Raw genomic sequence first — 19,810 nt, 5'->3', positions numbered from 1 at the left:
TCGATCATGGCAGCAAAAATCCGTCGTGATGACGAAGTAATCGTACTTGCAGGTAAAGACAAAGGTAAGCGCGGCAAAGTGCTTTCAGTTGTAACTGAATCTAGTCGAGTATTTGTTGAAGGCGTTAACTTAATCAAGAAGCACCAGAAGCCAGTTCCTCAGTTGAACCAGCCAGGCGGTATTGTTGAGAAAGAAGCGTCAGTAGACGTATCAAACGTAGCGATCTTTAACCAGGAAACTGGTAAAGCGGATCGTGTAGGTTTCAAGATTGAAGATGGTAAGAAAGTACGTATCTTCAAATCTACCGGTAAAACTATCTAATAGTCGGAGTATACGATGGCGAAACTGCATGAAGTATATAAAGACAAAGTAGTAGCTGAACTAGTTAAAGAGTTCAACTACAGCTCTGTCATGCAAGTCCCTCGAATTGAGAAAATCACCCTTAATATGGGTGTGGGCGAAGCCCTAGCGGACAAAAAGATTCTAGAGAACGCAGTAAGCGACCTAGAAGCTATCTCTGGTCAGAAGCCACTTATCACTAAAGCACGCAAATCAGTTGCTGGCTTTAAGATTCGTGAAGGCTATCCGATCGGTTGTAAAGTAACCCTACGCGGTGAGCGTATGTGGGATTTCCTAGAGCGTTTAGTCTCTATTGCGATGCCACGTATTCGTGACTTCCGCGGTGTTAGCGCAAAGTCTTTCGACGGTCGCGGTAACTATTCTATGGGCGTACGTGAGCAAATCATCTTCCCAGAAATCGATTATGATAAAGTAGACCGCGTTCGCGGTATGGATATCACAATCACTACTTCTGCGAAAAGTGATGAGGAAGGCCGTGCGTTGTTAACAGCGTTTAACTTCCCATTCAAGAAATAAGGGTAGGGTTATGGCAAAGAATTCAATGAAAGCGCGCGAAGCAAAGCGCACTAAACTAGTTGCTCAGTACGCTGAAAAGCGCGCAGCACTAAAAGCAATCATCTCTGACGTAAATGCGTCTGAAGATGATCGTTGGGACGCGGTATTAAAGCTTCAAAGCCTTCCGCGTGATTCAAGCCCTGCACGTCAACGTAATCGTTGTAACATCACGGGCCGCCCACATGGTTACCTTCGTAAGTTCGGCTTAAGCCGTATCAAATTACGCGAAGCTGCTATGCGCGGTGAAGTTCCTGGCCTTAAAAAGGCTTCTTGGTAATAGAATCACGGGAGTAAGACAATGAGCTTGCAAGATCCAATCGCGGATATGTTTACACGTGTTCGTAACGGCCAACAGGCTAAGAAGGTTTCAGTATCTATGCCTTCTTCAAAGCTAAAAATCGCCGTTGCAAAACTACTTAAAGAAGAAGGTTATATCACAGACTACGCAGTAGCTGGTGATGTTAAACCTGAGCTTTCTGTAGAATTAAAATATTTCGAAGGCAAAGCTGTAATCGAGTCTCTACAGCGCGTTAGCCGTCCTGGTCTACGTATCTATAAGAAACGTGACGAGTTACCAAAGGTAATGGGCGGTTTAGGTATTGCTATCGTTTCAACTTCTAAAGGCTTGATGACTGACCGTGCTGCACGTGGTGCTGGTATCGGTGGTGAAATCATCGGCTTTGTAGCTTAATCGGAGGGGAACTATGTCTCGCGTAGCAAAGGCACCTATCAATGTTCCTGCCGGTGTAGAAGTTACACTAGCTGGTCAGGACATCAAAGTTAAAGGTAAGAGCGGTGAGTTAACTCGCACTATCAACGATGCTGTTGAAGTAACGCTTGAAGAAAACGTAATCAAAACTCTTCCTCGCGAAGGTTTTGCTGACGGCTGGGCACAAGCAGGTACTGCTCGTGCACTAATCAACAACATGGTTGTTGGTGCAGGCGAAGGTTACGAGAAAAAACTTCAGCTAGTTGGTGTTGGTTACCGTGCAGCGGCTAAGGGTAAAGTATTAGACCTAACTCTTGGTTTCTCACACCCTGTGAACTTTGAAGTTCCAGAAGGTATCACTGTTGAAACACCTAGCCAAACTGAAATTGTGGTTAAAGGCGCAGATAAGCAGTTAGTTGGCCAAGTTGCTGCTAACATTCGCGCATACCGTGAGCCAGAGCCGTATAAAGGTAAAGGTGTACGTTATGCTGATGAACACGTGCGTCGTAAAGAAGCCAAGAAGAAGTAAGGTAGAACGATGGATAAGAAAACAGCTCGTCTACGTCGTGCAAAACGCACTCGTAGAAACTTTATTGAACAAGGCGCAACTCGCCTAGTTATCCACCGCACTCCACGTCATATTTACGCGCAAGTTGTAAATCCTGAGGGTGTTGTGGTAGCTGCTGCTTCTACTGTAGAAAAAGCGATTAGTGGTTCAATCGAAGGCACTAGCAATGTTGCTGCTGCGCAAGCAGTTGGTAAAGCAGTTGCTGAACGTGCAGTTGAGAAAGGTATCGCTAAATTATCTTTTGATCGCAGTGGTTTTAAATATCACGGCCGTGTTAAGGCGCTTGCTGATGCAGCGCGTGAAGCCGGTTTACAATTCTAGGAGCAGAGAATGGCTAACGTAGAAGTAAAGCAACCTGAATTAGCTGAAAAGCTAGTTGCAGTAAACCGCGTGTCAAAAGTAGTTAAAGGTGGTCGTATCTTTAGCTTCACTGCACTAACAGTTGTTGGTGACGGCGCAGGTAAAGTAGGTTTTGGTTACGGTAAAGCACGTGAAGTTCCTGCTGCTATTCAAAAAGCAATGGAAAAAGCACGTCGTAACATGGTAAACGTAGAATTAAACGGAAACACGTTACAGCACCCAATCAAGGGTCGTCACGCTGGTTCTAAAGTATATATGCAGCCAGCTGCTGAAGGTACAGGTATCATCGCCGGTGGTGCGATGCGTGCAGTACTAGAAGTTGTAGGTGTACATAACGTACTTTCTAAAGCATATGGTTCTACTAACCCAATCAACGTTGTACGCGCAACAATTAAAGCTCTAGACAACATGAAGTCGCCTGAGTCAGTTGCTGCTAAACGTGGTTTAAGCGTTGATAACATCCTGGGGTAAGACACGATGGCAAATACAGTAAAAGTAACTCAAGTAAAGAGCTCTATCGGTCGTTTACCGAAGCATAAAGCAACTTTACGTGGTCTTGGTTTACGTCGTATCAACCACACAGTGGAGTTAGAAGATACTCCTTGTGTACGTGGTATGATCAACCAAGTGTCTTACATGGTTAAGGTTGAGGGTTAATTCGATGCAATTGAATACACTTTCTCCAGCAGTAGGTGCAAAGAAGCCTGGTAAGCGTGTTGGTCGTGGTATCGGTTCTGGTCTTGGTAAGACTGGTGGTCGTGGTCACAAAGGTCAAAAATCTCGCTCAGGCGGTAAAGTACGCGTTGGTTTTGAAGGCGGTCAAATGCCTATGCAACGTCGTCTACCTAAGTTCGGTTTCACTTCACGCAAATCACTAGTATCTGCAGAAGTAAATCTGTTCGAAATCGCTAAAGTTGAAGGCGATGTGGTAGAACTAAGCACACTACAAGCAGCTGGTATTGTTAAAAAGAACATTCAGTTCGTTAAAGTAGTTAAATCTGGCGAAGTTTCTCGCGCGGTTACCGTTAAAGGTCTTAAAGTGACTAAAGGTGCTCGTGAAGCGATTGAAGCTGCCGGAGGCAAGATAGAAGAATAATAAGGAAGTACTATGGCTAAACCAGGTCTAGATATGCAAAGTGCACAAAGCGGCTTAGCGGAGCTGAAGCGCCGATTACTATTTGTATTGGGTGCTATCATTATTTACCGTTTAGGTTCGTTCGTGCCGATCCCTGGTATTGACGCCGCAGTATTGGCCCAGTTCTTCGAGCAACAAAAGGGCACCATTGTTGAGATGTTCAACATGTTCAGTGGTGGTGCACTTGAGCGTGCATCGGTGTTGGCGTTAGGTATTATGCCTTACATTACCGCTTCAATTATCATGCAGTTGATGACACATATGCATCCAACTTACATGGAATTGAAGAAAGAAGGTGAGCAAGGTCGTAAGAAGATCAGCCAACACACTCGTTATGCAACGCTCGTGCTAGCTACATTCCAATCTATTGGTATTGCAACTAGTTTACCAAATATGATGTCAGGCCTAGTGGTTAACCCAGGTCTAGCGTTCTATTTCACTGCTGTAGTGAGCTTGGTAACTGGTACAATGTTCCTAATGTGGTTGGGTGAGCAAATAACAGAGCGTGGTATCGGTAACGGTATCTCAGTTCTAATTTTTGTGGGTATTGTAGCTAACTTGCCGTCTGCTATTGGTTCGACTGCCGAAATGGCGCGCCAAGGTGATTTACAACCGTTAGTACTACTATTGATTGCGGTAATTGTTTTTGCTGTAACTTATTTGGTAGTGTTCTTTGAGCGTGGACAACGTCGCATCGTTGTTAACTACGCTAAACGTCAGCAAGGCCGTCAGGTATTTGCAGCGCAAAGTTCACATTTACCATTGAAAGTTAATATGGCAGGGGTTATTCCACCAATCTTTGCTAGTAGTATTATTCTGTTCCCTGGTACAATTGCGAGCTGGTTCGGTCAAGGTGAAGGCCCGGTTGCTGATACATTACAAACTATCTCTTTAGCATTGTCTCCTGGACAGCCGCTATATGCGATGGTTTTAGCAGCTGCAATCATCTTTTTCTGCTTCTTTTACACTGCGTTGGTATTTAACCCGCGTGAAACAGCAGACAACCTGAAAAAATCAGGGGCATTTATCCCAGGCATTCGCCCAGGTGAGCAGACATCTAAATACATTGATAAAGTAATGACACGCCTAACTTTAGCTGGCGCATTGTACATTACCTTTATTTGTCTAGTGCCCGAGTTCATGACAATGGCATGGCAAACGCCATTCTATTTCGGCGGTACATCAATTTTGATTATCGTTGTTGTTATCATGGACTTTATGGCACAAGTACAAACGCATCTGATGTCTCATCAGTATGAGTCTGTGCTGAAAAAAGCAAACCTTAAAGGCTATGGCCGATAAGGCTTTGACTACGGAGTTAAGTTATGAAAGTACGTGCTTCCGTTAAGAAAATTTGCCGTAGCTGTAAAGTTATTAAGCGTGCAGGTGTTGTACGTGTAATTTGCAGCGACCCTAAGCATAAGCAAAGGCAAGGCTAATTAAGTCATGCAGGCTGAGCGTAAGCTCGGCCTGTTTCATTGGTAGAAATCTGATATCGGTTGGGTATCCTATACGGGCTTTCCAACAGGATGATAATCAGATTCATTTATAGGAGATATGTTAGTGGCCCGTATCGCAGGCATTAACGTTCCTGACCATAAGCATGCTGTTATCGCTTTAACAAGCATCTATGGTGTAGGTAAGACTCGCTCTAAGGCTATCTTAGCAGCGACTGGTATCGCCGAGACCACAAAAATCGGTGAACTAAGTGATGAAGTTCTTGACCAATTACGTGAAGAAGTTGGTAAGTACACTGTTGAAGGTGATCTTCGTCGTGAAGTTACTCTAAATATCAAGCGTCTTATGGACCTTGGTTGTTTCCGTGGCCTACGTCACCGTCGTTCGCTTCCACTACGTGGTCAGCGTACTAAGACTAACGCGCGTACTCGTAAGGGTCCTCGCAAGCCTATCAAGAAATAAGGTGGGGTAAGTTATGGCTAAAGCACCAATCCGTCGTAAGAAGGTTAAAAAGCAAGTTGCTGATGGTATGGCTCATGTTCATGCTTCTTTCAACAACACTATTGTTACTATTACAGACCGTCAAGGTAATGCGTTATCTTGGGCAACTGCAGGTGGTTCTGGTTTCCGTGGTTCACGTAAATCTACGCCATTCGCTGCACAGGTTGCTGCTGAGCGTGCAGGTACTGCTGCTCAGGAATATGGTTTAAAGAACCTAGAAGTATTCATCAAGGGCCCAGGTCCAGGTCGTGAATCTTCAGTTCGTGCATTAAATGCACTAGGTTACCGTATTACAAACATTACTGACGTGACGCCAATTCCACACAATGGTTGTCGTCCACCGAAGAAACGTCGCGTATAACAATAGGTTAGGAGAAATAACATGGCAAGATATTTGGGCCCTAAGCTCAAGCTAAGTCGTCGTGAAGGTACTGACCTGTTCCTTAAGAGCGGCGTTAGAGCAATCGACTCTAAATGTAAGCTTGAAACAGCACCAGGTCAACACGGCGCTCGTAAAGGTCGCCTATCTGACTACGGTTTACAATTACGTGAAAAGCAAAAAGTTCGTCGTATCTACGGTGTACTAGAAAAGCAATTCCGTAACTACTATAAAGAAGCTGCTCGTCTTAAAGGCAACACAGGTGAAAACCTACTTCAGCTTCTAGAACAACGTTTAGACAACGTAGTTTACCGCATGGGTTTCGCTAGCACACGTGCTGAAGCTCGTCAGTTAGTAAGCCACAAAGCAATCGTTGTTAATGGTCAAGTTGTAAACATTCCTTCATTCACAGTTTCAGCTGAAGATGTAGTTGAAATCCGTGAGAAGGCTAAGAAGCAAGCTCGTATTACTGCAGCTGTAGAACTAGCTGAGCAACGCGAGAAGCCAACTTGGGTTGAAGTAGACACTAAGAAGCTAGAAGGTACATTTAAGCGTTTACCTGAGCGTTCTGATCTGTCTGCAGAAATTAATGAACAGCTAATCGTCGAACTTTACTCGAAGTAAAGTTAAAAGATAAGAGAGGATACACATGCAGGGTTCTGTTACCGAATTCCTAAAGCCAAAATTAGTCGATATCGACGCTGTAAGTACATCGCGTTCTAAAGTAATTTTAGAGCCGCTAGAGCGTGGCTTTGGTCACACTTTAGGTAATGCACTTCGTCGTATTTTACTTTCATCAATGCCAGGTTGTGCAGTGACTGAAGTTGAAATCGACGGCGTACTACACGAATACAGTGCGAAGGAAGGTGTTCAAGAAGACATCATCGAAATTCTACTAAACCTTAAAGGTTTAGCAGTTTCTTTACACGAGAAAGATGAAGTATTTCTAACGCTGACTAAATCAGGCGTTGGCCCTGTAACCGCTGCTGATATTCAACACGATGATAGTGTTGAAATTGCTAACCCAGATCACGTGATTTGTCACCTGACGACTGATAGCAGTGAAATCAGCATGCGTATTCGCGTTCAACGTGGCCGTGGCTACGTTCCAGCGTCGAGCCGTATTTCCTCTGAAGACGATGAGCGCCCAATCGGTCGTTTGTTGCTAGATGCATCATTTAGCCCGGTTGAGCGTATTGCGTACTCGGTTGAATCAGCACGTGTTGAGCAACGTACAGACTTAGATAAGCTTATTATCGATATGGAAACAAATGGTACGATTGATCCTGAAGAGGCAATCCGTCGTGCATCTACTATTCTAGCTGAGCAATTAGACGCATTCGTAGATTTACGCGATGTGGCTGAGCCAGAAGAGAAGGAAGAGAAGCCGGAGTTTGATCCGATTCTACTTCGTCCAGTTGATGATTTAGAGCTTACTGTACGTTCTGCTAACTGTCTGAAAGCCGAGCAAATTCAATATATCGGTGATCTTGTTCAGCGTACTGAAGTTGAGCTTCTTAAAACACCAAACCTTGGTAAGAAGTCACTTACAGAAATTAAAGACGTGCTTGCATCACGTGGTCTATCTCTAGGTATGCGCCTAGAAAACTGGCCGCCAGCAAGCTTAGCTGAATAATCAACGATAAGTTTAGTTAGAAGGATAGGGTCATGCGCCATCGTAAGAGTGGTCGTCAATTAAACCGTAACAGCAGTCATCGTAAAGCGATGTTCAGCAACATGGCAAGTTCTTTGGTGAAGCACGAAATCATCAAAACTACTGTGCCAAAAGCGAAAGAGTTACGTCGTGTAATTGAACCTTTAATCACACTGGCTAAGACTGATAGCGTTGCAAACCGTCGTTTAGCGTTTGCTCGCACGCGTGATAAAGAAGTAGTTGGTAAATTGTTCACTGAGATTGGTCCTCGTTTCGCGGATCGTCCAGGTGGTTACACTCGTATTCTTAAGTGTGGCTTCCGTGCAGGTGACAATGCGCCAATGGCTTACATTGAACTACTAGATCGCCCAGCGACTGAAGAAGTTCAAGAAGACGCGCAGTCTGCAGAGTAAGATTTAAAGAATTAAAAAGCCGAGCAAATGCTCGGCTTTTTTACGTCTAAAATTTAACAATTCAACTTTCTATTGCTTTACATGGCATCTGGCTGCTTTGCCGCTATATACTGTTGTTAGCTCATTTACCCAATCAGGCAAGCATAGCTTGCTGCTCCAATTTAGTTGTTTAGAGGTTGAGAAATTAATTCCGCATCCGTATAATCCGCGCCTCTTCTCAATGTTTCAATGGATTATGATGAAAAAAACTATTCTATTCCTTACCTTAGCCGGATTATCTCAGTTTACTTATGCAGCGGAAGAAGCTGAGCAGCCATCACCAAGCCCAATTAAGTTTGGCTTGTACGCAGGTCTTACCTATGGTGGTGATGAAGTAGGTAAGCTTTACTATGAAGATGATTCGACAGAACGTGTTAAAGCAGGTGGTTTGTACACAGTTGGTGCTTCATTATCAGCTAATGTTTGGCAGCAAGTCGATGTGCAGGTAAACCTTGGCTATCATGCTGATTCAGCGAGCGCTTCTAACGGCGATATGACATTCTCACGTGTTGTATTTGAAGCAATTCCTTACTACCGTTTAAATGAATCTGTGTCGCTTGGTTTGGGCCTAACGTTACATTCAAATGTTGAGTTTGATAGTGACTTTACTGAAGATGCGACCTTCGAGTCTGCAACGGGTGTGGTGTTATCGGGTAAGTATGCATTAGCAAATACAAACAGTGAATTCGAGTTCCGCTTTGTATCGCAAGAATACACGCTTGAAAAAGTAGGTAACTTTAACGTTATACAAGATTACACAGTAGATGCTAAACACCTAGGTGTTTACTACCACTACATGTTTTAGTGAAAAACATAAAAAAACGCCAAGCATTTGCTTGGCGTTTTTATGTAATCTTCAATGAGTATTATCGCAACTCATTAGGCATATTATATTGCGCCCATGAAAGTAGCTCGATGCGGTTACGACAGTTGGTTTTTCTAAACGCACTGTATAAGTGTGTTTTTACCGTGTGCGGGCTGATATTAAGCTCGTCGGCTATTTCTTTATTCTTTGCACCTTTACTCATTAGGCTAATGATTGCGCGCTCGCGCTTTGTTAATTTTACTGGCTCTAATTCAGCGTCTGTGATCTGATTAATGGCTTCTTTATTGAACTGTAACAAACGGTTCAATGCGCTACACATCACATCACGACGGAACCATAATTGATTATCAAGCAGTAAGCGAATGCCTTTCATTAATACATCAGCATTATCTGTTTCATAGAATACACCACGAATACCTGATAAAAGAGCGCGATTAGCGAGTTCAGTATTATCGCTGATGTTAAACAAAATAATGTCACAGTCAGTGTTCAGTTCAGAAATATGTGTTTGTAAACGTTGCCAAACATTATCACCGTTAGATTCGATAAATAATAAGCGCGTGTTGCTTGGTACATCTTTACCATCAAACCCGTGTAGAACGTTTAGACCTTGGGTGGTTAGTAATGGTTTTAAAACTTCCAATCCTGAATTATTAGTAGGATTAGTGTTCAAAATGATAAACGCTGTGTTATTCATTGTTTAACTCAAAAAATAAAGCTTCTACTTAAATTAATAGCAGAAGCTTAACATAATATTTAGACTTTTGTATTGTTTTTTTAAACTAATTAATACTTTTATCTAGGTCTTTGCATTATCTGTATACGGTGGCCAACCTAGCATTTTGCCTGCTAGCATATGCAGGTGAATATGAAAAACTGTTTGCCCTGCATTTTCGTTACAGTTCATAACCACACGGTAGCCTTCATCACTAAAGCCATGCTCTGTTGCTAGCTGTTTAGCAACGTAATACAGGTGGCCTACAAGCTCTCGATCGTCTAATGCAATGTCGTTAATTGTAGCGATTGGTTTTTTCGGAATAATAAGTACATGGAAAGGTGCTTGTGGGTTTATGTCCTTAAATGCAAGACTTAGCTCATCTTCATAGACAATATCGGCTGGAATTTCGCGATTAATAATTTTGGTGAAAAGGGTTTCTTGACTCATACCAACATCCTAGTAGTAATTCTGTTCGAATTATGCCAGTTTAGATTGATGGAATATATCTGCAAGGGTTTATTGAAACGAGTATGAAGAATCTATTAGCACTCAGTTTGTTATTACCGAGTTTAGCCTATGCCGCAACGGTAAAATTTTCAGAAGAGTTAATCCCGCTTCAGGTGAATGAGAATAAAGTAGAGCATTCACTCTTTTCAAGTGTTGATGAAATGACAGTGTCACAAGGCCAGCATAAAATCAAAGTGAAGTACAAAGACCTTTACGAAATTGATTATGATGAGCACGAAGTTATTGAGTCAGAGCCATTTTGGCTTGTGATCAATATTGAAAATAGCGAGGCAACTTATCAGCTTTCAATGCCACGTGCTGATGATATTGATGGTGCAAAGCAGTATATTAAAAGCCCGTTTGCAACCTTTAAAGAGCTAGGAGCTAACAGCCAGGCATTGCGTTTAGAACCTGTAAAAGCGCAAGTAGTACTCTCTACGGAACAGAAAAATAAGACACATTTGCCTGTTGCAACTGCAAGCGCACCATCTAAAATTCAAGTTGTTGCTGAAAAATCACCTAACGCACCAGTTAGTCAACAACCTAGTGCGCTAAGTATGCTTGAGTTTTGGTGGTCACAAGCCAGTGAGCAAGAAAAAGCAGCATTTTTAGCAAATAAAAAAGGCAGCTAAGCGCTGCCTTTTAAAACCAAAAAACTTATTTAAATAAGTTTTCTACAGTACCCTGAGCAAGCGGGTGATAACCAGGCTTTGCTTTTTGGTAAACCGCAAGTGCCCACTCTTTTTTGCCATTGGCAATAAGCGCTTTATATAGCGGGACAATTAACTTACGACGACCAATACCAACAAGGTGCTCTTCCAGTGGGCCATAGATTGGCTGGTAACCATTACCAACAGCAAGCATGTACCAAGCAAAGCTTAATTCGTCGTTAGTTGAATGTGTTAAGTCATAGGCTTTATCTAATTGGGTCATTTTATCAATTGATAAATCGCGCGGTAGATTATTGATAAAGTGAAGCCATTCATGCACGGTCCAGTTGTTTGTCGGCAATGCTTGTACATCACCACTCTCTAGCCATACTTTTGCAGCAGTATCTACGTTGATAAAGGCATTTGATGTTGGATTTGGTGCATCAGCAGGTAAACCTGGTTGGTGGATCCATTCTTTTGCTTTTTCAACCGATACAATACCAGGGTATTTGTTTAGTAGATTTTCAGCGAGATACTTCTCAAATTCAGCTGTGGTAAGCGATTTAAAAGAATATTCGTTAAAGTATGAGCGCACAAACTCGTCAAAACGATCGCGGCCAAATTTTTCTTCTAGGTAAATCAAAAATAGCATACCTTTAATGTAAGGTACTTTGCTGAACGCATCATCCGGATCGCGGCCATTTAACTTTAGGTTTAATCGCGTATCACCTTGGTCTAAGTTCGGCATTTGGCCTTTTAGCGCTGCGGTATCGAGTGCCTGTTCCATTACTGCGCGGTCACGACCAAACACTTCTTCCATAATGCGGTTTTCTACGTATGAAGTGAAACCTTCATTTAGCCATAGATCTTCCCAAGTAGCGTTTGTAACAAGGTTGCCCGACCATGAGTGAGCAAGTTCATGCGCGATCAGATTTACAAGGCTCTTATCACCAGCAACAACAGTTGGGGTAATAAATGAAAGGCGCGGATTTTCCATACCACCAAATGGGAAGCTAGGCGGCAGCATTAATAAGTCGTATCGACCCCATGCATATTCACCGTAAATCGCATTGGTTTTTTCAATCATGGTTTGCGTATCATTGAACTCAGCAACCGATGCATCAAGAATTGTTGGCTCTGCAAAAATCGCGGTTTGGTGCGACATTTCTTTATATTCTAAATTACCTGCGCCAATCGCAATTAAGTAAGGAGGAATAGCTTGTGGCATGGTGAACTGGTAATCACCGTCTTTAATAAATGCGTCGGTGTTATCAGCACTCATTACCGCACGAACATCTTTTGGTGTTTGAATGCGGGCAGTATATGTTACACGCATAGCCGGAGTATCTTGTACCGGGATCCAGCTACGTGCGTGAATCGCTTGCGATTGGCTATACATAAATGGTTGCGTTTTAGTTGCGGTTTGCTCAGGAGTCAACCACTGTAGGCCAGATGCTTGTGGCAAGCTGTTGTAGTAAACGCGCACTTTCTCGGCTTGATTAGCAAAGTTGATAGTCAGCTTTGAGCCTCTAACACCGTCATCTTTGGCAAGCTGCCAACTTGCTTGACGCCATTTTCCTGCGTTGTCTTTGTATAGCACTTTATCAATTTCTAAATCGCGCGTATCTAACACTAACTGGTTTGCATTCTTTTGTTGCCAATCTAACGTATGCTCAGCAAAGCCTTGTAGTTGTTTATTATCAAAGTCGATTTCAAGGTCTAAATGAATGTGCGTAGAAAGAACATCGTTTAAATTACCAAATGTATGCTCGTCATATGCGGCGTGAGAGGTGCCAGATAATGTCATTGCTACTAAGCTAGCAATAGTGGTTAGCTTCATGTGCTTTTCCTAAAACGGGTTGTATACAATTGGCGTCAATAATACGCATTTCTATACGTCGAGTAAAAGAATGCGTTAATATGTGCATACTTTCATTGTTATTACCTTGAGAATTACTTTTGATTTCATTATCTCAACTCCATACTTTCGCGTTACCGGCATATGCAAAGCGCTTAATACGCATTGAAGACCCAACTGAGCTACAAACAATAGACTGGCAAGCGCCATTTATTGTACTCGGTGAGGGGAGCAATACGGTATTTGTTGATGATTACCAAGGGGTGATAATTCAAATCGCAAATAAAGGAATAGAGATTTCAGAAGGCACCGACGCGTATATCTTAAACGTTGCCGCTGGTGAAAATTGGCATCAGTTAGTCACCGACTGCACTGAGCAGGGTGTTTATGGTTTTGAAAATTTGGCGCTTATTCCAGGCACAGTTGGTGCTGCACCAGTACAAAATATTGGTGCGTATGGTGTAGAAGTAAAAGACTTAATCACAAGTGTATCAGGCTACAACATTGAGCTGGGTGAATATCAAACATTAACCGCTGCAGAATGCCAATTTGCGTATCGTGATTCAATTTTTAAGCATGCCTTGCTAGGCAAGTTTGTGATTACATCGGTTGAATTTACGCTGACAAAAGCGTGGCAACCTCAATTAACTTATGGACCGTTGCAAGAACTGAATACGCCAAGTGCGCTACAAGTAATGCGAGCAGTTATTGCAATTCGTTCAAGCAAACTACCTGATCCTGCGGTTGAGGCAAACAGTGGTAGCTTTTTCAAAAACCCAATCGTGCCAAATACATTAATCGAAAGCTTACATACGCAATATGAAAATATGCCTACTTACCCTGTTTGCGCAAATACGACAAAATTAGCCGCCGGTTGGTTAATAGAAAAAGCAGGGCTAAAAGGGTTTAAGATGGGTGGTGTGCAGGTGAGTAATAAGCAGGCTTTAGTGTTGATTAACACTGGCAGCGCAACGAGTGATGATCTGTTGGCGATGGTAGCGCACATTCAAAACAAGGTGTTCTCACAATTCGGTGTTGTACTTGAACATGAAGTTCGCCTTGTTGCTAAAACTGGTGAAACCAAAGTTGAGGTTGCAACATGTCGCAAATAAAAGGCACTAAACTTGCGGTATTGCAAGCGCTGCAAGGTGGCGAGTTTATCTCTGGTCAACATCTTGGTGAGCAACTGGGCATAAGTCGTGCAGCGGTAGCAAAACATATTAAGTCACTATGTGAGCTCGGCCTTGATATCTATAAAGTGAATAACAAAGGGTATTGTCTAAAACAAGATATCGGTTTAATTGCGAAAGCAGTGGTTGAAAACGAATATCAAAAATTATCAGGGCAGATTGGTAACTTCGAAACATTTGCAAGTATCGACTCTACGAATACCGAATTAATGCAACGTCTTGCAAGTAAGCAAGTGGTTACATCAGGAACTGTGGTTGTAGCTGAAATGCAAAATGCAGGGCGCGGCAGACGTGGCCGTGTTTGGCAATCACCATTTGGTGCTAACCTATATTATAGCTACTACTGGCTACTGGATGATGGTTTACAAGCAGCAATGGGTGTCAGTGTTGCGGTTGGTTTAGCTGTATTTGATTGCTTGCATACGCTTTATGGTTTGCAAGTTAGTTTAAAGTGGCCAAATGATATTTTAGTGAATAACCAAAAGTTAGCAGGGGTATTAGTTGAGTTAGATGGTCAACCAGAAGGGCCATGTCATTTAGTTATTGGTATTGGATTGAATATCGCGATGCCAGAAAACGCCAGTGAGCATATTGACCAAGCTTGGATTGACCTGAAACGACTTGGCATGCAAGTAGATAAAAATGTGCTAATTGCTCAGCTTACTTATTGTTTAGAGCAACGGTTAGCCCAGTATCAAGTATCAGGGTTAAGTGATATGTATCAAGAGTGGAATAATGTTAATGCATTTGCAGAACAACTTGTCACATTAAACACGGGTCAAAAAACTTGGCAAGGAATATGTGTTGGCATTGACCAACAAGGTGGTTTAATTCTACGTCAAGACGGCAATGAAAAAACCTACTATGGCGGTGAAATTTCTGTGCGCAAGGTTATATAACGATGAAGCTACTAGTTGATGTAGGTAATACCGCACTTAAATTAGCGCTATACAAAAATGATGAAATTACGTTTATTAGCCAACACGAAGTTAATTGGCAGGACATTAACCAAGTGCTTATCGCCAGTGTTCGCAGTAATCAGCAACTTGATAATCTAATTAGCGATGCGAATGAGCGTGGGGTTGAAGTGATTACTGCAAAAGTGTCAGCCGAGCACAATGGAATTAGTTGTGCTTATAAACAGTTCCACAATCTCGGCATTGATCGCTGGCTTGTGGTGCTTGCGGCGGCCCATCTCTATGCGGGCCAATCAGCAATTATTGTAGATGCTGGCACAGCAACGACAGTTGACGTATTAGTTGAAGGTAAAACACATCAAGGCGGCTGGATTATTCCGGGAATAGATTTGATGATGGAGTCAATCACATCGCGCGCGGAAAAAGTATTTGCCAGCGAACAGGTGTCGTTTGAAAACGCCGTCGGTATTAATACGCCAGAAGCATTAAGTTATGGTTGTTTAGCAGCCAGTTTAGGTTTGGTTGCGCAAGCAAGGCACTTATTTGGTGATAATATTCGCGTATTGTGTACGGGTGGTTATGGCAAGCTACTGTCAGATCATCTTGAAAATAGCGAATTCATTGAAGATTTGGTGTTGCGCGGGTTGGTTGCATATGCGAAATAGCAGGATAACCGCATAAAACTGCAGCGATTTGACTAAATCTTCAACGTTTAAACGGTATCTTTAACTTTTTTTAAAATAAATGGTTGCATATCGTAAAACCTTGCCTTAGAATCTCGCCCCGTACTTAAGCAGTATACGTGCCGACTTAGCTCAGCTGGTAGAGCAACTGACTTGTAATCAGTAGGTCATCCGTTCGACTCGGATAGTCGGCACCATTTTACTTTCACTATATGAAAGTCTAGCTTTAAAAGAATTTGTGGAGGGGTTCCCGAGCGGCCAAAGGGATCAGACTGTAAATCTGACGGCATTGCCTTCGATGGTTCGAATCCGTCCCCCTCCACCACTTACTCTTGACGGTTAGAGGTAGTTAAGAACAGGTTCCGAAAGCGGGCATCGTATAATGGCTATTACCTCAGCCTTCCAAGCTGATGATGCGGGTTCGATTCCCGCTGCCCGCTCCAGTTTCTGGTGTGCTGATATAGCTCAGTCGGTAGAGCGCACCCTTGGTAAGGGTGAGGTCGGCAGTTCAAATCTGCCTATCAGCACCAGTATCGAGTTCAACCTTTCTTAAATATTTTCCACTTCCTTTAATTTGTCATAAACTTATTCAATTATTTGAATACGTCTGCGCTTGTTGTAGACACTTTTACATGTAATTTTAGTTATATAACTTTATAGGTTCCGTCATGGCAAAAGAAAAGTTTGAACGTTCGAAACCGCACGTAAACGTAGGTACAATCGGCCACGTTGACCACGGTAAAACAACTCTAACAGCAGCAATCACTAACGTACTTGCAAAAGTATACGGTGGTGAAGCGAAAGACTTCGCAGCAATCGATAACGCTCCAGAAGAGCGTGAGCGTGGTATCACAATCTCAACTTCACACGTTGAGTACGATACACCAACTCGTCACTACGCACACGTAGACTGTCCAGGACACGCGGATTATGTTAAAAACATGATCACAGGTGCTGCACAGATGGACGGCGCAATCCTAGTAGTAGCTGCGACTGATGGCCCAATGCCACAGACACGTGAGCACATCCTTCTTTCACGTCAGGTTGGTGTACCTTACATCATCGTATTCATGAACAAATGTGACATGGTTGACGACGAAGAACTACTAGAGCTAGTAGAAATGGAAGTTCGTGAACTTCTTTCTGAGTACGATTTCCCAGGTGACGACCTACCACTAATCCAAGGTTCAGCTCTTAAAGCACTAGAAGGCGAGAAAGAGTGGGAAGACAAGATTGTTGAGCTTGCAGAAGCACTAGACACTTACATCCCAGAGCCAGAGCGTGACATCGATAAGCCATTCATCATGCCTATCGAAGACGTATTCTCAATCCAGGGTCGTGGTACAGTAGTAACAGGCCGTGTTGAAGCTGGTATCATCAACGTGAACGACGAAGTAGAAATCGTAGGTATCAAAGAAACTACGACTACTACTTGTACGGGTGTTGAAATGTTCCGTAAGCTTCTAGACGAAGGTCGTGCTGGTGAGAACATTGGTGCACTTCTACGTGGTACTAAGCGTGACGAAGTTGAGCGTGGTCAGGTTCTATGTAAGCCTGGTTCAATCAAGCCGCACACTAAGTTCACTTCAGAAGTATACGTACTATCTAAAGATGAAGGTGGTCGTCACACACCATTCTTCAAAGGCTACCGTCCACAGTTCTACTTCCGTACAACTGACGTAACTGGTGATATCCAATTACCAGATGGCGTAGAAATGGTAATGCCAGGCGACAACATCAAGATGACTGTTGAGCTAATCGTTCCAATCGCGATGGACGAAGGTCTACGTTTCGCGATCCGTGAAGGTGGCCGTACAGTAGGTGCTGGTGTTGTAGCAACTATCGAAGACTAATTCTTGATAGTTAATGCATAAGCATTGAAAAACCCGCGTAAATTGTTACGCGGGTTTTTTTCATTTTTAACATTCGCAGTGGTGTTGTGCTTTTTTTGAACGTTGATTGTTCAAGCTGTAAACAGCTAAATGTGAAATTCAAAGCTTAAATAAGCTAAAAAATGTACATTTTATTGCTGTAAATAAGCCACTATTAGATGATGTTGTCATCAACTAGTGTTATACTCCGCGCGAAAAATTTTAATTAATTAGAGTAAAGAAATGGCTGATTTATCTAAGTACAGAAATATCGGTATTTTTGCCCACGTAGATGCGGGTAAAACGACTACAACAGAACGTATCCTTAAGTTAACTGGTAAAATCCACAAAACTGGTGAGGTTCACGATGGTGAATCAACAACTGACTTCATGGAACAGGAAGCTGAGCGTGGTATTACAATCCAGTCAGCAGCTGTAACGTGTGAGTGGAAAGGTCACCGTTTAAACGTAATCGATACTCCTGGACACGTTGACTTCACAGTTGAAGTATATCGTTCACTTAAAGTTCTTGACGGTGGTATCGGTGTATTCTGTGGTTCTGGTGGTGTTGAGCCTCAGTCAGAAACTAACTGGCGTTACGCTAACGAATCAGAAGTTGCTCGTTGTATCTTCGTAAACAAACTAGACCGTATGGGTGCTGACTTCTACCGCGTTGTAGGTCAAGTTGAGAAAGTACTTGGTGCAAACCCACTAGTTATGACACTACCAATTGGTATCGAAGACGAATTCTGTGGTGTTGTAGACGTTCTAGAGAAAAAAGCATACGTTTGGGATGAGACTGGTCTTCCTGAAAACTATGAAGTACAAGACGTTCCAGCTGACATGGTAGACAAAGTTGAAGAATACCATGAGATGCTAATCGAGTCTGCTGTTGAGCAAGACGACGACCTAATGGAAGCGTACATGGAAGGTGAAATCCCTTCACTAGAGCAAATCAAAGCGTGTATCCGTAAAGGTACTCGTGATCTAGCATTCTTCCCAACTTACTGTGGTTCTGCGTTCAAGAACAAAGGTATGCAGTTAGTACTAGATGCTGTTGTAGATTACCTACCATCACCAACTGAAGTTGATCCTCAGCCGTTAACTGATAAAGAAACTGGTGAGCCAACTGGTGAAGTTGCAACTGTTTCTGCAGACGAGCCACTAAAAGCGTTAGCGTTCAAAATTATGGACGACCGTTTCGGTGCACTTACGTTCATCCGTATCTACTCAGGTCGTATGAAGAAAGGTGATACAGTTCTTAACTCAGCAACTGGTAAAACAGAGCGTATCGGCCGTATGGTTGAGATGCAAGCTGACGACCGTAACGAAATCACTGAAGCGCAAGCGGGTGACATCATTGCTGTTGTAGGTATGAAGAACGTTCAAACAGGTCACACGCTATGTGATCCTAAGCACGAATGTACTCTTGAAGCGATGATCTTCCCTGATCCGGTAATCTCAATCGCTGTTGCACCTAAAGATAAAGGTGGTAACGAGAAGATGGGTATCGCTATCGGTAAGATGGTTGCAGAAGATCCGTCATTCCAGGTTGAAACTGACGAAGATTCAGGTGAAACAATCCTTAAAGGTATGGGTGAATTACACCTAGACATCAAGGTTGATATCCTTAAGCGTACTTACGGTGTAGACCTAGTTGTTGGTCAGCCTCAGGTTGCTTACCGTGAAACTATCACGCAAGAAATCGAAGACAGCTACACACACAAGAAGCAGTCAGGTGGTTCTGGTCAGTTCGGTAAGATCGATTACCGTATCAAGCCAGGCGAGCAAAACTCAGGCTTCACTTTCTCTTCATCAGTAGTTGGTGGTAACGTTCCTAAGGAATTCTGGCCAGCAGTTGAGAAAGGCTTCGCATCTATGATGGAAGAAGGTGTTCTTGCAGGCTTCCCAGTGCTAGACGTTGAAGTTGAACTATTCGACGGTGCTTTCCACGCAGTTGACTCATCAGCAATCGCGTTCGAAATCGCTGCGAAAGGCGCATTCCGTCAGTCTATTCCAAAAGCGGGTCCTCAGCTTCTTGAGCCAATCATGAAAGTTGACGTGTTCACACCAGAAGACAACGTAGGTGACGTAATTGGTGACCTTAACCGTCGTCGTGGTATGATCAAAGACCAAGAAGCTGGCGCAATGGGCGTTCGCATCAAGGGTGAAGTACCGCTTTCAGAAATGTTCGGTTACATCGGTCACCTTCGTACAATTACTTCAGGTCGTGGTCAGTTCTCTATGGAGTTCTCACACTACTCTGCATGTCCAGCAAACGTTGCTGAGACAGTAATTGCTGAACAAAAAGAAAAGAATAAGTAATTAAACTTTTCTAAGTTCTGAAAAAACCCAGCATTTGCTGGGTTTTTTATTGCCACAAATAAAAAATTGCCGATCTTGAAAATCGCAAAGTTAAGATAATTGCTTAGTGGGCATCTTTTACCCTTGTTTTAAAA

26 protein-coding genes and 4 tRNA genes are annotated in these 19,810 nt (G+C 42.9%); 27 read left to right on the top strand and 3 right to left on the bottom strand.

Annotated elements, in window-relative coordinates:
• Positions 1-6 precede the first annotated feature (6 nt).
• From rplX to AC2IOM_RS03755, 17 genes are all read left to right on the top strand, one after another.
• Entirely contained in the window at positions 7-321 is a 315-nt protein-coding gene (rplX, locus tag AC2IOM_RS03835; RefSeq protein ID WP_010562267.1) for a 50S ribosomal protein L24, read from the top strand.
• A 15-nt stretch (positions 322-336) separates the two neighbouring features.
• Entirely contained in the window at positions 337-876 is a 540-nt protein-coding gene (gene rplE / locus AC2IOM_RS03830; RefSeq protein WP_010562268.1) for a 50S ribosomal protein L5, read from the top strand.
• A 10-nt stretch (positions 877-886) separates the two neighbouring features.
• Entirely contained in the window at positions 887-1,192 is a 306-nt protein-coding gene (rpsN, locus tag AC2IOM_RS03825) for a 30S ribosomal protein S14 (protein WP_010562269.1), read from the top strand.
• 21 nt (positions 1,193-1,213) lie between these two features.
• The gene (rpsH, locus tag AC2IOM_RS03820; RefSeq protein ID WP_100912392.1) at positions 1,214-1,606 is read left to right on the top strand and encodes a 30S ribosomal protein S8; all 393 of its coding nucleotides are present in this window, start codon (positions 1,214-1,216) and stop codon (positions 1,604-1,606) included.
• Positions 1,607-1,619: 13 nt separating this feature from the next.
• Entirely contained in the window at positions 1,620-2,153 is a 534-nt protein-coding gene (gene rplF, locus AC2IOM_RS03815) for a 50S ribosomal protein L6 (RefSeq protein ID WP_010562271.1), read from the top strand.
• 9 nt (positions 2,154-2,162) lie between these two features.
• Complete coding sequence (rplR, locus tag AC2IOM_RS03810) at positions 2,163-2,513, top strand: 50S ribosomal protein L18 (protein WP_010562272.1); 351 nt, start codon at positions 2,163-2,165, stop codon at positions 2,511-2,513.
• 9 nt (positions 2,514-2,522) lie between these two features.
• Complete coding sequence (rpsE, locus tag AC2IOM_RS03805; RefSeq protein WP_010562273.1) at positions 2,523-3,023, top strand: 30S ribosomal protein S5; 501 nt, start codon at positions 2,523-2,525, stop codon at positions 3,021-3,023.
• A gap of 6 nt (positions 3,024-3,029) precedes the next feature.
• Positions 3,030-3,209 carry a 50S ribosomal protein L30 gene (rpmD, locus tag AC2IOM_RS03800; RefSeq protein ID WP_010562274.1) on the top strand — a complete coding sequence of 60 codons (180 nt, stop codon included), beginning with the start codon at positions 3,030-3,032 and terminating at the stop codon, positions 3,207-3,209.
• Between the two features lie 4 nt (positions 3,210-3,213).
• Positions 3,214-3,648, top strand: a complete 435-nt coding sequence (gene rplO, locus AC2IOM_RS03795) for a 50S ribosomal protein L15 (RefSeq protein ID WP_010562275.1) — start codon at positions 3,214-3,216, stop codon at positions 3,646-3,648.
• Between the two features lie 12 nt (positions 3,649-3,660).
• Positions 3,661-4,989, top strand: coding sequence for a preprotein translocase subunit SecY (gene secY / locus AC2IOM_RS03790; protein ID WP_010562276.1), 1,329 nt, complete (start codon positions 3,661-3,663; stop codon positions 4,987-4,989).
• 23 nt (positions 4,990-5,012) lie between these two features.
• Positions 5,013-5,126 carry a 50S ribosomal protein L36 gene (gene rpmJ / locus AC2IOM_RS03785; RefSeq protein WP_010562277.1) on the top strand — a complete coding sequence of 38 codons (114 nt, stop codon included), beginning with the start codon at positions 5,013-5,015 and terminating at the stop codon, positions 5,124-5,126.
• A gap of 124 nt (positions 5,127-5,250) precedes the next feature.
• Complete coding sequence (rpsM, locus tag AC2IOM_RS03780) at positions 5,251-5,607, top strand: 30S ribosomal protein S13 (RefSeq protein WP_010562278.1); 357 nt, start codon at positions 5,251-5,253, stop codon at positions 5,605-5,607.
• A 13-nt stretch (positions 5,608-5,620) separates the two neighbouring features.
• Positions 5,621-6,007 (top strand): 30S ribosomal protein S11, encoded by a 387-nt coding sequence (rpsK, locus tag AC2IOM_RS03775; RefSeq protein WP_010562279.1) that lies wholly within the window; start codon positions 5,621-5,623, stop codon positions 6,005-6,007.
• 21 nt (positions 6,008-6,028) lie between these two features.
• Positions 6,029-6,649 (top strand): 30S ribosomal protein S4, encoded by a 621-nt coding sequence (rpsD, locus tag AC2IOM_RS03770; RefSeq protein WP_010562280.1) that lies wholly within the window; start codon positions 6,029-6,031, stop codon positions 6,647-6,649.
• Positions 6,650-6,674: 25 nt separating this feature from the next.
• A complete protein-coding gene (locus AC2IOM_RS03765; RefSeq protein ID WP_010562281.1) occupies positions 6,675-7,661 on the top strand; it encodes a DNA-directed RNA polymerase subunit alpha in 987 nt (328 codons plus the stop codon).
• A gap of 32 nt (positions 7,662-7,693) precedes the next feature.
• Positions 7,694-8,092 (top strand): 50S ribosomal protein L17, encoded by a 399-nt coding sequence (gene rplQ, locus AC2IOM_RS03760; RefSeq protein WP_010562282.1) that lies wholly within the window; start codon positions 7,694-7,696, stop codon positions 8,090-8,092.
• A gap of 238 nt (positions 8,093-8,330) precedes the next feature.
• The gene (locus AC2IOM_RS03755) at positions 8,331-8,936 is read left to right on the top strand and encodes a hypothetical protein (protein ID WP_010562283.1); all 606 of its coding nucleotides are present in this window, start codon (positions 8,331-8,333) and stop codon (positions 8,934-8,936) included.
• A gap of 61 nt (positions 8,937-8,997) precedes the next feature.
• Here the strand turns inward: AC2IOM_RS03755 and AC2IOM_RS03750 are convergent, their stop codons facing one another.
• Both AC2IOM_RS03750 and AC2IOM_RS03745 read right to left on the bottom strand, forming a co-directional pair.
• Positions 8,998-9,654 carry a helix-turn-helix transcriptional regulator gene (locus tag AC2IOM_RS03750; protein WP_010562284.1) on the bottom strand — a complete coding sequence of 219 codons (657 nt, stop codon included), beginning with the start codon at positions 9,652-9,654 and terminating at the stop codon, positions 8,998-9,000.
• A 102-nt stretch (positions 9,655-9,756) separates the two neighbouring features.
• Positions 9,757-10,122, bottom strand: coding sequence for a histidine triad nucleotide-binding protein (locus tag AC2IOM_RS03745; protein ID WP_010562285.1), 366 nt, complete (start codon positions 10,120-10,122; stop codon positions 9,757-9,759).
• Positions 10,123-10,205: 83 nt separating this feature from the next.
• Here AC2IOM_RS03745 and AC2IOM_RS03740 point away from each other — a divergent pair, with 83 nt between their 5' ends.
• Positions 10,206-10,814, top strand: coding sequence for a DUF2057 family protein (locus tag AC2IOM_RS03740; RefSeq protein ID WP_486359162.1), 609 nt, complete (start codon positions 10,206-10,208; stop codon positions 10,812-10,814).
• Between the two features lie 25 nt (positions 10,815-10,839).
• On the opposite strand, the gene AC2IOM_RS03735 is transcribed toward AC2IOM_RS03740, so the two are convergent.
• The gene (locus AC2IOM_RS03735; protein WP_486359548.1) at positions 10,840-12,639 is read right to left on the bottom strand and encodes a M1 family metallopeptidase; all 1,800 of its coding nucleotides are present in this window, start codon (positions 12,637-12,639) and stop codon (positions 10,840-10,842) included.
• Between the two features lie 152 nt (positions 12,640-12,791).
• Here AC2IOM_RS03735 and murB point away from each other — a divergent pair, with 152 nt between their 5' ends.
• The 9 genes from murB to fusA all read left to right on the top strand — a co-directional run bounded on the left by murB (position 12,792) and on the right by fusA (position 19,676).
• Positions 12,792-13,802 carry a UDP-N-acetylmuramate dehydrogenase gene (gene murB / locus AC2IOM_RS03730; protein WP_486359161.1) on the top strand — a complete coding sequence of 337 codons (1,011 nt, stop codon included), beginning with the start codon at positions 12,792-12,794 and terminating at the stop codon, positions 13,800-13,802.
• The gene (gene birA / locus AC2IOM_RS03725) at positions 13,790-14,779 is read left to right on the top strand and encodes a bifunctional biotin--[acetyl-CoA-carboxylase] ligase/biotin operon repressor BirA (protein WP_486359160.1); all 990 of its coding nucleotides are present in this window, start codon (positions 13,790-13,792) and stop codon (positions 14,777-14,779) included. Before murB ends, birA begins: the two co-directional genes overlap by 13 nt.
• 2 nt (positions 14,780-14,781) lie before the next feature.
• Complete coding sequence (locus AC2IOM_RS03720) at positions 14,782-15,462, top strand: type III pantothenate kinase (protein ID WP_486359159.1); 681 nt, start codon at positions 14,782-14,784, stop codon at positions 15,460-15,462.
• Between the two features lie 139 nt (positions 15,463-15,601).
• A tRNA-Thr gene (locus AC2IOM_RS03715) sits at positions 15,602-15,677 on the top strand.
• A gap of 43 nt (positions 15,678-15,720) precedes the next feature.
• A tRNA-Tyr gene (locus AC2IOM_RS03710) sits at positions 15,721-15,805 on the top strand.
• A gap of 43 nt (positions 15,806-15,848) precedes the next feature.
• Positions 15,849-15,923, top strand: a tRNA-Gly gene (locus tag AC2IOM_RS03705).
• 11 nt (positions 15,924-15,934) lie between these two features.
• Positions 15,935-16,010 (top strand) — tRNA-Thr (locus tag AC2IOM_RS03700).
• Between the two features lie 138 nt (positions 16,011-16,148).
• Positions 16,149-17,333, top strand: coding sequence for an elongation factor Tu (tuf, locus tag AC2IOM_RS03695; protein ID WP_010562291.1), 1,185 nt, complete (start codon positions 16,149-16,151; stop codon positions 17,331-17,333).
• Between the two features lie 261 nt (positions 17,334-17,594).
• Positions 17,595-19,676 carry an elongation factor G gene (gene fusA, locus AC2IOM_RS03690; RefSeq protein WP_100912400.1) on the top strand — a complete coding sequence of 694 codons (2,082 nt, stop codon included), beginning with the start codon at positions 17,595-17,597 and terminating at the stop codon, positions 19,674-19,676.
• The last annotated feature ends 134 nt before the right edge of the window (positions 19,677-19,810 follow it).

This window comes from Pseudoalteromonas sp. NS-SX12 (assembly GCF_057367955.1).
The sequence above is the reverse complement of the archived record's forward strand: the minus strand, read 5'-3'. Positions and strand labels throughout refer to the sequence as shown.